General features: G+C 57.7%; 14 protein-coding genes and 1 pseudogene. 9 read left to right on the forward strand and 6 right to left on the reverse strand.

The features are described from left to right. Window positions 1-197: 197 nt before the first annotated feature. A complete protein-coding gene (locus PMI30_RS16160; RefSeq protein ID WP_007902414.1) occupies window positions 198-575 on the reverse strand; it encodes a hypothetical protein in 378 nt (125 codons plus the stop codon). Window positions 576-766: 191 nt separating this feature from the next. On the opposite strand from PMI30_RS16160, the gene PMI30_RS16155 reads away from it, so the two are divergent. From PMI30_RS16155 to def, 3 genes are all read left to right on the forward strand, one after another. Next, entirely contained in the window at window positions 767-958 is a 192-nt protein-coding gene (locus PMI30_RS16155; protein ID WP_007902415.1) for a CsbD family protein, read from the forward strand. A gap of 170 nt (window positions 959-1,128) precedes the next feature. After that, a complete protein-coding gene (locus PMI30_RS16150) occupies window positions 1,129-2,073 on the forward strand; it encodes a YihY/virulence factor BrkB family protein (RefSeq protein WP_008009484.1) in 945 nt (314 codons plus the stop codon). Further along, on the forward strand, window positions 2,070-2,609 hold the full coding sequence (def, locus tag PMI30_RS16145) for a peptide deformylase (RefSeq protein WP_008009487.1): 540 nt from the start codon (window positions 2,070-2,072) through the stop codon (window positions 2,607-2,609). Before PMI30_RS16150 ends, def begins: the two co-directional genes overlap by 4 nt. Window positions 2,610-2,750: 141 nt before the next feature. On the opposite strand, the gene PMI30_RS16140 is transcribed toward def, so the two are convergent. Further along, the gene (locus tag PMI30_RS16140; RefSeq protein WP_008009489.1) at window positions 2,751-3,167 is read right to left on the reverse strand and encodes a GNAT family N-acetyltransferase; all 417 of its coding nucleotides are present in this window, start codon (window positions 3,165-3,167) and stop codon (window positions 2,751-2,753) included. A 341-nt stretch (window positions 3,168-3,508) separates the two neighbouring features. Here PMI30_RS16140 and PMI30_RS16135 point away from each other — a divergent pair, with 341 nt between their 5' ends. The 4 genes from PMI30_RS16135 to PMI30_RS16120 all read left to right on the forward strand — a co-directional run bounded on the left by PMI30_RS16135 (window position 3,509) and on the right by PMI30_RS16120 (window position 7,182). After that, entirely contained in the window at window positions 3,509-4,450 is a 942-nt protein-coding gene (locus tag PMI30_RS16135; protein WP_008009491.1) for a fatty acid desaturase, read from the forward strand. A 135-nt stretch (window positions 4,451-4,585) separates the two neighbouring features. Continuing rightward, a complete protein-coding gene (locus tag PMI30_RS16130) occupies window positions 4,586-5,377 on the forward strand; it encodes a phosphate/phosphite/phosphonate ABC transporter substrate-binding protein (RefSeq protein WP_008009494.1) in 792 nt (263 codons plus the stop codon). 246 nt (window positions 5,378-5,623) lie between these two features. After that, window positions 5,624-6,172 carry a sigma-70 family RNA polymerase sigma factor gene (locus PMI30_RS16125; RefSeq protein ID WP_008009495.1) on the forward strand — a complete coding sequence of 183 codons (549 nt, stop codon included), beginning with the start codon at window positions 5,624-5,626 and terminating at the stop codon, window positions 6,170-6,172. After that, window positions 6,169-7,182 carry an ABC transporter substrate-binding protein gene (locus PMI30_RS16120; RefSeq protein ID WP_008009497.1) on the forward strand — a complete coding sequence of 338 codons (1,014 nt, stop codon included), beginning with the start codon at window positions 6,169-6,171 and terminating at the stop codon, window positions 7,180-7,182. Before PMI30_RS16125 ends, PMI30_RS16120 begins: the two co-directional genes overlap by 4 nt. Window positions 7,183-7,324: 142 nt before the next feature. Here the strand turns inward: PMI30_RS16120 and PMI30_RS31695 are convergent. From PMI30_RS31695 to PMI30_RS16105, 4 genes and pseudogenes are all read right to left on the reverse strand, one after another. Further along, window positions 7,325-7,446 (reverse strand): annotated as a pseudogene (locus PMI30_RS31695) (glutathione transferase GstA); the annotation flags it as partial. Window positions 7,447-7,621: 175 nt separating this feature from the next. Continuing rightward, window positions 7,622-8,095: a hypothetical protein gene (locus PMI30_RS16115; protein ID WP_008009499.1), complete on the reverse strand. Its 474-nt coding sequence runs from the start codon at window positions 8,093-8,095 to the stop codon at window positions 7,622-7,624. A 298-nt stretch (window positions 8,096-8,393) separates the two neighbouring features. Next, window positions 8,394-9,026, reverse strand: coding sequence for a glutathione S-transferase family protein (locus tag PMI30_RS16110; RefSeq protein WP_008009501.1), 633 nt, complete (start codon window positions 9,024-9,026; stop codon window positions 8,394-8,396). 67 nt (window positions 9,027-9,093) lie between these two features. Continuing rightward, window positions 9,094-10,125: a LacI family DNA-binding transcriptional regulator gene (locus tag PMI30_RS16105; RefSeq protein WP_008009503.1), complete on the reverse strand. Its 1,032-nt coding sequence runs from the start codon at window positions 10,123-10,125 to the stop codon at window positions 9,094-9,096. Between the two features lie 216 nt (window positions 10,126-10,341). Here PMI30_RS16105 and PMI30_RS16100 point away from each other — a divergent pair, with 216 nt between their 5' ends. Both PMI30_RS16100 and PMI30_RS16095 read left to right on the forward strand, forming a co-directional pair. Further along, window positions 10,342-10,875, forward strand: a complete 534-nt coding sequence (locus PMI30_RS16100) for a gluconokinase (protein ID WP_008009505.1) — start codon at window positions 10,342-10,344, stop codon at window positions 10,873-10,875. An 81-nt stretch (window positions 10,876-10,956) separates the two neighbouring features. Next, window positions 10,957-12,309, forward strand: a complete 1,353-nt coding sequence (locus tag PMI30_RS16095) for a GntP family permease (RefSeq protein ID WP_008009507.1) — start codon at window positions 10,957-10,959, stop codon at window positions 12,307-12,309. Window positions 12,310-12,326: the final 17 nt, after the last annotated feature.

A 12,326-nucleotide genomic window follows, 5' to 3' on the forward strand; every position in this document is an offset into this window, starting at 1 on the left:
AAACAAAAGCCCCGCCGATGCGGGGCTTCTTGTTTAAAGAGGTATCAAGAACGCTTTTGTGGCGAGGGGGCTTGCCCCCGTTCGATTGCGAAGCAGTCGTAAATCCGGCAAGCGCGGTGTGCCGGATGGAACGCTGTTGCAGGTTTTGGGGCCGCTTCGCAGCCCAACGGGGGCAAGCCCCCTCGCCACAGGGGGACTTACTGGCGGAACTGCGCGAAATTGACGTTGGTGCCGGCCGGGCGCATGTCTTGCAGGTAGGAGTCCTTGTCGGCGCTCAGTTCCAGGCTCAGGGCTGCCTTGCGCTTGCCTTGGTTGCGCACCACCAGGCCTTCCAGCTTCTCGCGCAGGAACACCGTCGGCACTTTCAAGTGCAGCAGTTCGTCGGTATCCGGGGTGTGCATCAGCAAGTGAATCCATTCGTACTGACCAACGGCCAGGCGCGCGACCGGAATATCGAACCAGAAGATATTGCGGTTGCGGTTCAATTCGGTGAAATGGCAGTTGTTGACGCCAAGCACAGCGCCGCCGAGTTCCTGGTTTCTGCGGGCGATGGCCAGTTTTTTATCGAGTTTCATAACGTTCCTACGGGATTGGATCTTCAGCGCCATGGCCTGAATACGTTGCGCATTCTCGGGGCAAAGCCTGCAAACATAAAGCCTAACCTGCGAAATCTCCGGTTAATAAATAAATGAAACTCCGCGCAAAGGCCCCCGGTCAATCCTTGTGTAACCACTTTCCCCGTTGAAATGTTCACAGGAGAACGGCCATGAGCAGCACTGGCGATAAAGTTAAAGGTATGGCAAACGAAGCGGCCGGCAACGTCAAGCAAGGCGTCGGCAAGGCCACCGGCAACGAAAAACTGCGCTCCGAAGGCGTGGCGCAGGAGAGGAAAGGCGAAAACCAGCAAGCAGTCGGCAAAATCAAGGATGCTCTTAAAAAAGGCATCGACAAGGCATAATCCGGGCTTTGACGAGTAATAGAAACGGCCATCCGCGGATGGCCGTTTCTGTGTCAGCTTGAACTTGAGCAAGGAAATTGTTTCAAAGTCGCCAAGTACGCTACTTTGTTGTAGAAAACGGCCCCTGAGTCGCCATGACTTCAACCTTTTTGCGGCGAAAGGAGACGCTAATGTTTTTTCCGACCATGAAAGGTTTGCCCCTGCATCGGGTGATGATGCGCACGATCACCGAGTTCGTCGACGATGAGATGTCGACCTATGCCTCGGCGCTGGCCTATCAGATGCTTTTCTCGCTGTTCCCTTTCATCCTGTTCCTGATCGCCTTGATCGGTTTTCTGCACTTGCCGGACTTCTTCTCCTGGCTGCGCCTGCAATCGGAACTGGTCCTGCCACCCCAGGCGCTGGAACAGGTGAACCCGGTGATCGACCAGCTCCAGCAATCCAAGGGCGGCTTGCTCTCGGTGGGTATCGTGATTGCCCTGTGGACCGCATCTGCCGGTGTGCGGCTGATGATGAGCGCGATGAACGCCGCGTACGACGTGGTCGAGCGCCGTCCGATCTGGAAGCGCTTTCCGCTGTCGATTTTCTACACCATCGGCATCGCCGGCATGTTGCTGATCGCCGCCGCGCTGATGGTGCTCGGGCCGCAGGTGATGAGCTGGATCGCCGCGCAAGTGGGCCTCGAAGATTTCATTGTGACTGTCTGGACCATCGTCCGCTGGCCGGTGGTGGTGATTCTGCTGATGATGGCGGTGGCGCTGATTTACTACGTCATGCCCGACGTCAAACAAGATTTTCGCTTCATCACCCCGGGTGCGGTGTTGTCCGTGGTGGTCTGGATTATCGCTTCGCTGGGCTTCGGCCTCTACGTCAAAACCTTCGCCAACTACAACGCCATGTATGGCAGTATCGGCGCGATCATCGTGTTGTTGCTGTACTTCTATATTTCCGCCGCGGTGCTGTTGCTCGGCGCGGAAATGAACGCGGTGATCGAGCACATGTCATCCGAAGGCAAGAAACCTGGCGAAACGGTGACCGAAGAACCCAAACAACACGTTTCGGGACTGGGACGGGATCACTCGCTCAAGCCGACCACTGACGAAGTCATAAAATGATCCGTGAAATTCTGAAAATGGGCGATGAACGCCTGCTGCGTATTGCTCCACCGGTACCGGCAGAAATGTTCGACAGCCCCGAGTTGTGGCAACTGATCGACGACATGTTCCAGACCATGGAAAGCGTCGGCGGAGTCGGCCTGGCCGCGCCGCAGATCGGTGTCGACCTGCAACTGGTGATCTTTGGTTTCGAACACAGCGAACGCTATCCGGACGCCGAAGCGGTGCCGCAGACGATTCTGATCAATCCGCTGATCACGCCATTAAGCCCGACTCTCGAAGAGGGTTTCGAAGGCTGCCTGTCAGTGCCGGGCCTGCGCGGCGCGGTGGATCGTTATCAACAGATTCGTTATGAAGGCTTCGATCCCAAGGGCGAGCCGATCGTACGCATTGCTTCGGGGTTTCATGCGCGGGTGGTGCAGCATGAGTGCGATCACCTGATCGGCCGGCTGTACCCGTCGCGCATCAGTGATTTCAGCAAATTCGGGTTTACCGAGGTGATGTTCCCGGACCTTGATCCTGCGGCGGATGACTGATTCGAAAACACCTCAAAACCAATGTGGGAGCGAGCCTGCTCGCGATGAGGCCCTGACAGTCAACATTGATGGTGACTGATACACCGCTATCGCGAGCAGGCTCGCTCCCACAGGTGATCTCTTCATAAGCCTTTTAGGGCTTTATCTGGCCGGTTCAAAACCCATCGCAATCATCGGTTTGCTGCGCGCGTAACGGCTCAAGCGTTCAGCCATGGCGTAGGGCAGGGGTGGGTCGAACGTAAAGCCGCGGCGCTCATAAAAGCCACGTAAATCCGGATGGCAGAACAACCAGACCGGCTCTTCGAGATGCTTGACGGCGTGGGCGATCAACGCCGCGGCGATCCCTTGTTCGCGACAGCTCGGGGCGACGAACAGCCCGGTCAGCCAATGCCCGCCGGCCACGGGCCGCAAACATAACGCCGCGATGATCTCTTCGCGTTTTGCGACCCACAATTGAGCGTCGCGAACCGCTTTCATCGACGACTGGTGGGCGCGGTAAAACTTGTTCATCAACGGCCATAACGGCTCGTCGAGCAAGGTGTACTGGGTGTTGGGCATGGGCCTGGACTGTCGGTGCGCAAAGCGGGTGATTATAAAAGAACGCGGGCGCCGCGATAGGTGTATACCTGATCTCACGTCCCGTATGAGTGGAGTATGTATCATGGCCAAAGGCATGGATTCAAAGAAAGCGGCAAAGAAAAAACCGGCTAAAACCGCCGATGAAAAGCGTGCGGACAAGAAGGCCAAGAAGGTGGGTGTGTTCGGCCACTGATCCCGCGTCAACGGAGCCCGAGTCCTCGGGCTCCTTGTTTTTATGCCTATCGAAATAACCAGATAATCTGCAAGAAATCCCTGCGCCGTTGCACAGAGGGGGACTGGTTCCCGTTCTGAGCAAAGCCATGCCCCATTATTTTGATGCTGCCCACCGTGAAGAAATCGAAACCCTGCGCCAACGCCTGACCGCTCGCACCGAGTGGCCAACCTGGCTGCTGTTGATCGGCGTGTACGTCAGCTGGTTCAGCATTGTCCTGGGCAGCGCCCGATTGGGGCTCTGGTGGAGCACGTTGCTGCTGATTCCACTGTTGGTGTTGTGGTTGTCGGTGCAGCACGAATTGCTGCACGGCCATCCCACCCGTTGGCAAATGCTGAACAAAGTCCTCGGTTATGCGCCGTTCGCGGTCTGGTATCCCTACACCTTGTACCGCGACAGTCATTTGTTGCATCACCGCGATGAAGACCTGACCGTCCCCGGTCGCGATCCGGAAAGCCGTTACCTGAGCGCTGAACAGTGGCAGCGCCGTTCACCGTTCGAACGAGGCCTGCACTGGCTGAACAAAACCGTGCTCGGGCGCTTTGTCCTCGGTGCGCCACTGGCCTTGCTGGCGCTGGCCCGCGAAGAGCTGCAACGGCTAAAAGCGGGTGAGCACCAGGCCTGGTTGATGTGGCTGACCCACGGTGCGCTGATGCTGCTGATGCTGACGTTCATCGCGCGCTATAGCGTGCTGCCGGTCTGGCATTACCTGTTGCTGATCAGCGTGCCGGCGCTGTCGATTGCGATGATCCGCTCCTACTATGAACACCGTCCCCACATGCAACCCGAGCAACGCACCGTCATCAACGAAGCGGCATGGCCGTGGCGCTGGCTGTTCCTGAACCTCAACTTGCACCTGGTGCACCACGACTTGCCGGGTCTGCCCTGGTACGACTTGCCGAGGGCCTATCGTGCGCGCCGCGAGCAATGGCTGGCGCGCAGTGGCGGGTTTCTGGTGCAGGGTTATGCTCAGTTGTGGCGAGAAAATGGAGTGAAAGCCATTGATAGCCCGAAACACCCGTTCCACTGATTGCGAACGCGTTCCCCCTGTGGGAGCGAGCCTGCTCGCGATGAGGCCATTACATCCAACATTGATGTTGCCAATCACACCGCCATCGCGAGCAGGCTCGCTCCCACACTGGTTTTTTGTTGTAGGGAGACTTTGATGGCACAACACCTCGCTGAATTGCTGATGTACATCGCCCCCGAGCCGATCCGCCAGGCCAACGAGCGTTGGCTGGCGCGGATTCTCGAACAGCTCGGCAGCACTCGCCTCGCTGCCGAAGGGCTGTCGCTGATGGACCTCTGGCTGTCCCCGCGCCTGCTGCTGACCCAGACTTGCGGCTATCCCTTGATGACGGCTTTACGCGGTCGCGTCCGGGTCATCGGTCGTCCTCGTTACGAACTCCCGGACAGCAACGGCGGTAACCATTGCAGCCTGTTATTGACGCGTGCCGATGATCCTCGATGGACCTTGTCGGCCTTGCGGGGCAGTCGCGGTGTGATCAACGGTGAAGACTCCAACAGTGGCATGAACCTGTTGCGTCACCGACTGGCGCCGCTGCACCACGACGGGCAGTTTTTTGCCAGTGTCGCCATCAGTGGCAGCCACCGCGAAAGCCTGCGTTGGCTGCGTGATGACTTGGCAGACCTGGCCGCCATCGACAGCGTGACCTTCGCCTATCTGGCGCAGCATGCCCAGGCGGAGGTCACGGGCCTGCGCGTGTTGGCGCGCACGGCGTTCAGCCCGACGTTGCCCTACATCGCAGCCGCTGGCACCACCGATGAGCAGGCTGAACAGCTTCGACGGGTGATGAATCAGACGTTGAAGGAGCTGCCCGAGGTCGCGGAAATCCTCGGCCTGCAAGAAGTGCTGCCGGCCACCGAAAGCGACTATCAGGTCATTCTCGATTATCAGCAGGAGGCCGAAGCGCTGGGGTACGGGCGGTTGCGTTGACTGAAGGATTGTTCGCGGGCAAGCCTCGCTCCTACAGGGTTTATATCGAACCCACCATCGCGGATCGACTCGGTCCTGTAGGAGCGAGGCTTGCCCGCGAAAGCGATGGCCTGATCAACCTATATCTTAAATTCAAAAATGGAATATAAAAATGCATTTTAAGTATTATTAATGAATAAGGCTCCTTGCTAGGATTGCGCCACCGGATCACCGGACATTCAGCGACCCCTAACCCATGGAGCCTCTATGTCCGGCGCCGACCTTTCCCATCGCAACGATGTGGGCGGATTGTTCCGCGCCCACTACGCCTGGCTGTGCACACGGCTGCGCCGATACCTGGGGGCCAGTCCCAGTGTCGAAGACATCGCTGCCGAGACCTTCGTGCAATTGCTCGAATCACCAGGCCTGACGCCCATTCGCGAACCTCGCGCCTTACTCACCACCATTGCCCATCGGTTGATTTATCAGCTGTGGCGTCGTCGCGATCTGGAACGCCAGCACCTCGATCAGCTATCGCCGATTGACCCGTTCGGCGGGCCATCGCCTGAAGATCTGGCGCAGTTTTCCCAGGCCCTGACACGCCTTGATCAAACCCTCGAGCGCCTGCCGGGCAAGGTCAGGGCAACGTTCCTGTTGTCGCGAATCGACGGCCTGACCTACCCCCAAATCGCCGCCGAACTGGGCATTTCCCTGCGCTCGGTCAGCGTCTACATGACCCGCTCCCAGGCACTGTGCACCCAGCACAGCGCCAACGAACCCTTGAACCGACCACCCCTGACCCAGAGGTCCGCATGAGATCGATCAAAACCCTGCTTGGCAGTTCGCTGCTGGCCCTGAGCCTTGTGGCTGGGCACGTTCCAGCAGCAGAAAAAACCACGCCCATCCACTTCGGTGACATCACCTGGGAAAGTGGCAGCCTGATCACCGAGATCCTGAGGTTGATCGTCGAGAAAGGTTACGGCTACCCGACCGACACATTGCCGGGCAGTACCGTCAGCCTCGAAGCCGCGTTGGCCAAGAACGACATTCAAGTGATTGGCGAAGAGTGGGCGGGGCGCAGTCCGGCCTGGGTCAAGGCGGCATCGGAGGGCAAAGTGTTTGGTTTGGGCGACACGGTCAAAGGCGCCACCGAAGGTTGGTGGGTGCCGGAATATGTGATCAAGGGGGACCCGGAACGCGGCATTAAACCTTTGGCGCCGGAGCTGAAATCCGTCGCCGACCTGGCGCGCTACAAGGACGTGTTCCGTGACCCGGAAGACCCAAGCCGCGGACGTTTCCTCAACAGCCCGACCGGTTGGACGTCGGAGATCGTCAACAGCCAGAAACTCAAGGCTTATGACCTGACTGCCAGCTACGTCAACTTCCGCACCGGTTCCGGCGCCGCGCTGGATGCCGAGGTCGCTTCATCGATCCGCCGTGGCAAACCGGTGCTGTTTTACTACTGGTCGCCGACGCCACTGTTGGGCCGCTTCAAGCTGGTGAAACTCGAAGAACCGCCATTCGATGCGCAAGCCTGGAAGACCCTGGCCGATGCCAGCAACCCGAACCCCAAGGGCACGCGATCGATGCCGGCCAGCCTGGCCATCGGTGTGTCGGCACCGTTCAAGGCGCAGTACCCGGACCTGGTGGCGTTCTTCGAAAAGGTCGATTTACCGATTGATCTGCTGAACCAGACCCTCGGGCAGATGAGCGAAAAACGCCAGCAACCGCGTCAGGTGGCCGAAGCGTTTTTGCGCGATCAGCCGCAGGTGTGGAAGGTTTGGGTGCCGGGGGAGGTGGCTACGAAGGTGAGTGAGAGTTTGTAAGTTCGCCTGGTATTTCTATGGTGCATGAACCACCGCTATCGCGAGCAGGCTCGCTCCCACATTGGGTAAATGTCGGTCACAAATGGGTGGGCTGACATAAATTCCCTGTGGGAGCGAGCCTGCTCGCGATTGATCTGACGCCTTATACCAATTCCGCAGCCAACGCCGGCCACTGATTCAAATCGATGCCAAACACCTGCGTCCAGCGCAACACCGTAAACAGATACGCATCAGCGATCCGAACCCGCCAGTCATCAAGTAATCCAATTAGATGTTTCAGATAATCAGCAGGTTAATCCCCCCTCGGGTAAGTTTCCTTGTTTGAGGGGGGATTGGTATTGACGACATTCATGTTTTTATTTGTGCAATTCTCCTTTTAAGAAAAATGACAGGTGAGACGTTATCTTAAATGTTAGTTTTCTTAAGCGGGAGTTTGAATTCACTGTTTGGTGGGAGTGGTAGTGAAGTCGAAGTTGCCAGTGATCGTCACTTCTCTTCCCTGTTGGTCCGATGAAATGAACTTGAAGTCACCTTTGTATTCTCCCTTTTCCTTAAAGGCGCCATTATCGACAGTAATATTGAGAGTGTTAGGTTTCTCGCTATTGATAAGGTAGCGATAGTTTAGGAAGATGATATATGTGTCGCTATTAGTTGGTGTTATGGGGTGCTGGCCATTGTCAAGTGCAGTTGGAAAGTTAAAAATCATATAATTGTTATAGTCGGCGGAGAAAGCTTGTATTTGTGTAGTCAGGAGGGGTGGTGCATTAGGGGCTGCGCTCAACTCTTTGCCTGTGAAGTCGGGTAAGGTCGGCGCACCAGGTGGTCGTTCGAACTTTGCGGTAAACGTACCGGTTCCATTGGCAGGTTTAATTGCAGATGACTCGTTTTTTGTCGGTACTGTACTTGTTGACATGTTAGCCTCCATTCTCTTGAAAGTGTCTCGCGACAATCGTGGCGCGAGTCACTTCATGATTCGGCAGGACAGCTATTCTGTCTACTATCAGAATTTACAGGTTATCGTTCCAATGAAAGGGATTCCGACGGGTGGTCATAAATAAAAAAAGCTCCGAAAATTAAGCCTTTTAGTTGTTGCAACGAAGTCAAAATGAAGCAAGAAACTTGTCAACAACCTGATTGCTACCGTTATTGCTATTGCCGCCGGGCGGCAGAGGTCGGCCGCCGGGCGAGTCAGGTAAGCGTGCACGTAAAATTCAAGGCACGCCATTGCAAGCATGCGCCATAAACCCCGGTCGCAACGCCAGGCGTTGGCAATAGGCGTCGACGGCGGGGTAGTTCGGGCGTTCCATCGGGGTCATCCGCCAGCGGTTGACCGACAATCCGATGAGGATATCGGCCAGTGTGAACTGCGGTCCGGCAACATATGCACCGGTCGCCGCGAGTTGCTGTTCGAGGATGCCCATTTTTGCGTTCCAGCCGCGAACGCCATCGGCAATCCGCTGCGAGTCCTGGAAGTTCGGCAATTGCCGGACCAGCGCAAAAAATGCGTAGCCCCACGACGGATTGAGCTCGGTGGCTTGCCAGTCCATCCACTGCTCCACGCGAGCGCGGGCCGCCGGTTCGCTGGGCAACAGGTCAGTGTTCTGGTGTTTACCGGCCAGGTACCGGCAAATGGTATTGGACTCCCACAGCACGCCGGCTTCGTCGATGAGCACCGGCACCTGTGCGTTGGGGTTGAGCTGGAGAAATTCCGGGCTCTGGGTTGATGCGAAGCCGCTGCCCCAGTCTTCGCGTTCGTAGGAAACACCCAGTTCGTCGCAGGTCCACAGGACTTTTCTGACGTTGATTGACGAGGCCCTACCCAAAATCTTCAGCGCATATCCCATTGAGCTACTCCGTTTGCTGTTCCAGGTATCGGGAATCTAGCACGCGGAGCATGGGAATGGTCGTGCTTCAGGTGCTCTCGCGCACCTTCAATTCAAACCCCATATCCTGCACCGGTTTGGTCACTGAATTGCCGGCCAGCAAGGTCAGCATCAGCTCCGCGGAGCGACGGCCAATGGCTTCGCGCGGAGTATTGATGCTGCTCAGGCGCGGGACCATGTGTTCGGACATGGGCAAGTCGTTGAATCCGAGAATCGCCACTTGTTCGGGGATCTTGATCCCGCAGCGCAACGCTTCGAGCAACGCGCCCTGGGCCAGGTCGTCGTTGCCGAAGAAGATCGCATCGACGTCCGGATGGGCAGCGAGCAGTTGCAGGAACAATTCGCCGCCCAGACCGACTGACGAGGCTCGTGGTGTCAGCACTTCCAGGTCCGGATCGTACAAGCCAGCCTTTTGCAGCGCGCGGCGGAAACCTTCGCCGCGCAGCAGCGTGCGCTGGTCCAGTTGAGCGCCGATGTAGGCCAGGCGCTTGCGACCGCGTGACAGCAAATGCCCAGCCGCCGTTTCGCCGGCAGCGACTTGCGAAAAGCCGACGCAATTGAGCCCGGCCGCGCTGTCCAGTTCCATCATGTAAACGCAGGGAATGTTGCTGGCCTCGATCATTCGCCGCGAACTTTCGGTGCGGTCGAAACCGGTCAACAGCAAGCCGCGAGGCTGATAAGCCATGTAATTGCGCAGCAGGTTTTCTTCTTCATCACGCGAGTAATGGAAGTTGCCGATCAGCACTTCGAAGCCCTTTGGTCGCAAAACCTGATGAATGGCTTCCAGCGTGTCGATGAACAGCAGGTTGGACAATGACGGCACCAAAACCACGACGGAATGGCTCTGGGCCGAGGCCAGGGCGCGGGCGGCGGGGTTGACCACGTAGTTCAGGTCGAGGGCGGCCTTCTGGACTTTTTCCACCAGTTCGGTGGCCACCGTGCTGACGCCACGGAGGGCGCGGGACGCGGTAATCGGGCTGACACCGGCCAGGCGCGCGACTTCGTTGAGGGTAGGGCGGCCAGTGGTGCGAGTATTTTTATCGTTTTTAGGGGTAATCATCGGACGGCTTGCCAAACAAAATTCAAGGCACTAAGGTAGCGCTGTCTCGATGCAGCTGCAAATGCGTGAACGAGGTTTGCCTGATCCTCGCTTTTTTGGCATCGAGAACGAACATGCTGCAACCCACAAAAATGACAAGAAGGCGTCGGCAACTTCTGCTTTTGCACTAGAGTTTTACGTAGCAAAGGTAGCGCTGTCTGCGCGCTGAGGTGTTACATGAATCATCCCATCACCGCCCTGGTCATCATGGGCGTTGCCGGTTGCGGCAAGACGTGCGTCAGCCAGTCCCTGTGCCAGCTTAGCGGCGCGACCGCCATTGAAGGCGACACTTTCCACCCTGCCGCCAATATCGAAAAGATGAGCGCGGGTATCCCCCTGAACGATGAAGACCGTGCCGGCTGGCTCGACAGCCTGTGCGATGAACTGCGCCGCGTCGATGCCAAGGGCGAGCGCCCGGTGCTGACTTGCTCGGCCCTCAAACACAGTTACCGTGAACGCTTGCGCAGTGCCTTGCCGGGCCTGGGCTTCGTTTTCCTTGAGCTGACCCCCGAAGTCGCCGCCGATCGTGTGTCTCATCGGCCGGGCCACTTCATGCCGTCGACCTTGATCGACAGCCAGTTCGCCACACTTGAATCGCCCGTTGGTGAGCCCCTGACCCTGGCTCTGGATGCGTCCAGCCACAGCGTCGATGAGTTGGCGAAGCTGGCTCATGCCTGGTGGCTCGATCATGGCTTGAAACTCGCCAGTTGAGTTTTGCTCCAAGAGATAGCGCTGTCCTGACGGCCTCTGAATAACCGCTTCAATAACAACAACAACCAGGAGACACCCCTAATGTTTGGCATGTCCCACGAGACGTTTCTGCTGCTCGATGCAGTGGTCACGGTGATCGGGCTTATCGTCCTGATCACCAAGTTCAAGTTTCACCCCTTCATTGCATTGATCATCGCCGCGGCCTTTCTCGGGCTGACTTCCGGCATGCCGATCGGCACCGTCATCAAGGCGTTCCAGGACGGCTTTGGCGGCGTTCTCGGTTTCGTCGGGATCATCCTGGCGCTGGGCACCATGCTCGGCAAAATGATGGCCGAATCGGGCGGGGCGGATCAGATTGCCCAGACGCTGATTCGTGCGTTCGGCAAGGACAAGGTGCAATGGGCCATGATGTTCGCGGCCTTCCTGGTCGGCATCCCGCTGTTCTTCGAAATCGGCTTCGTGCTGCTGATTCCACTGGTGTTCATCGTCGCCCGGCGTACCGGTGTGTCGATCATCAAGATCGGTATCCCGCTGCTGGCCGGTCTGTCTGCGGTACACGGTCTGGTTCCGCCACACCCGGGCCCGCTGCTGGCCATCGGCGTGTTCGGTGCCGACATCGGTAAAACCATTCTGTACGGCCTGATCGTTGCGCTGCCGACCGCCATCATCGCCGGTCCGATCTACGGCACCTTCATTGCCAAATACATTCCCGGCCATCCCAATCAGGAACTGGTTGATCAGTTGGCCCACAAATCGGAGTCGCAAGACCTGCCGAGCTTCAACATCACTCTGATCACCGTGCTGCTGCCGGTGTTCCTGATGCTGCTCAAGACCTTTGCTGACGTGGTGCTGCCGGACGGTAATTTCTTCCGCACCTTCATGGACTTGATCGGTCACCCGATTTCGGCGCTGCTGCTGGCGTTGCTGCTGTCGCTGTACACCTTTGGCCACAAGCAGGGCATGGGGTCCAGCAAGATTTTGAAGTTGCTGGATGCGAGCCTTGCGCCGACCGCCGCGATCATTCTGATCATCGGTGCCGGTGGTGGCTTCAAGCAGATGCTGGTGACCAGCGGTGTGGGTGATGTGATCGGCCACATGGCGGTGAATGCACAGATCTCGCCAATCCTGCTGGCCTGGCTGGTGGCGGCGGTGATTCGCATCGCGACCGGTTCGGCGACCGTGGCGACCATTACTGGCGCGGGCATCGTGGTGCCGGTGGTGGGGATGATTCCGGGTGTGAACCGTGAGCTGCTGGTGCTGGCCACCGGTGCCGGTTCGTTGATCCTGTCCCACGTCAACGACGCAGGTTTCTGGCTGGTGAAGCAGTACTTCAACATGACCGTGGCGGAAACCTTCAAGACCTGGACCGCGATGGAAACCATCCTGTCCGTGGTGGGCCTGGGCTTCATCCTGCTGTTGTCGTTGTTCGTCTAAAAGCTTCGCGGGCAAGC

This window comes from Pseudomonas sp. GM50 (assembly GCF_000282375.1).
GTDB lineage: Bacteria > Pseudomonadota > Gammaproteobacteria > Pseudomonadales > Pseudomonadaceae > Aquipseudomonas.

Bases quoted from the DNA above. Each gene is read 5' to 3' on its own strand.
- PMI30_RS16160 (WP_007902414.1), bottom strand. From the start codon at position 575: ATGAAACTCGATAAAAAACTGGCCATCGCCCGCAGAAACCAGGAACTC.
- PMI30_RS16155 (WP_007902415.1), top strand. From the start codon at position 767: ATGAGCAGCACTGGCGATAAAGTTAAAGGTATGGCAAACGAAGCGGCC.
- PMI30_RS16150 (WP_008009484.1), top strand. From the start codon at position 1,129: ATGTTTTTTCCGACCATGAAAGGTTTGCCCCTGCATCGGGTGATGATG.
- def (WP_008009487.1), top strand. From the start codon at position 2,070: ATGATCCGTGAAATTCTGAAAATGGGCGATGAACGCCTGCTGCGTATT.
- PMI30_RS16140 (WP_008009489.1), bottom strand. From the start codon at position 3,167: ATGCCCAACACCCAGTACACCTTGCTCGACGAGCCGTTATGGCCGTTG.
- PMI30_RS16135 (WP_008009491.1), top strand. From the start codon at position 3,509: ATGCCCCATTATTTTGATGCTGCCCACCGTGAAGAAATCGAAACCCTG.
- PMI30_RS16130 (WP_008009494.1), top strand. From the start codon at position 4,586: ATGGCACAACACCTCGCTGAATTGCTGATGTACATCGCCCCCGAGCCG.
- PMI30_RS16125 (WP_008009495.1), top strand. From the start codon at position 5,624: ATGTCCGGCGCCGACCTTTCCCATCGCAACGATGTGGGCGGATTGTTC.
- PMI30_RS16120 (WP_008009497.1), top strand. From the start codon at position 6,169: ATGAGATCGATCAAAACCCTGCTTGGCAGTTCGCTGCTGGCCCTGAGC.
- PMI30_RS16115 (WP_008009499.1), bottom strand. From the start codon at position 8,095: ATGTCAACAAGTACAGTACCGACAAAAAACGAGTCATCTGCAATTAAA.
- PMI30_RS16110 (WP_008009501.1), bottom strand. From the start codon at position 9,026: ATGGGATATGCGCTGAAGATTTTGGGTAGGGCCTCGTCAATCAACGTC.
- PMI30_RS16105 (WP_008009503.1), bottom strand. From the start codon at position 10,125: ATGATTACCCCTAAAAACGATAAAAATACTCGCACCACTGGCCGCCCT.
- PMI30_RS16100 (WP_008009505.1), top strand. From the start codon at position 10,342: ATGAATCATCCCATCACCGCCCTGGTCATCATGGGCGTTGCCGGTTGC.
- PMI30_RS16095 (WP_008009507.1), top strand. From the start codon at position 10,957: ATGTTTGGCATGTCCCACGAGACGTTTCTGCTGCTCGATGCAGTGGTC.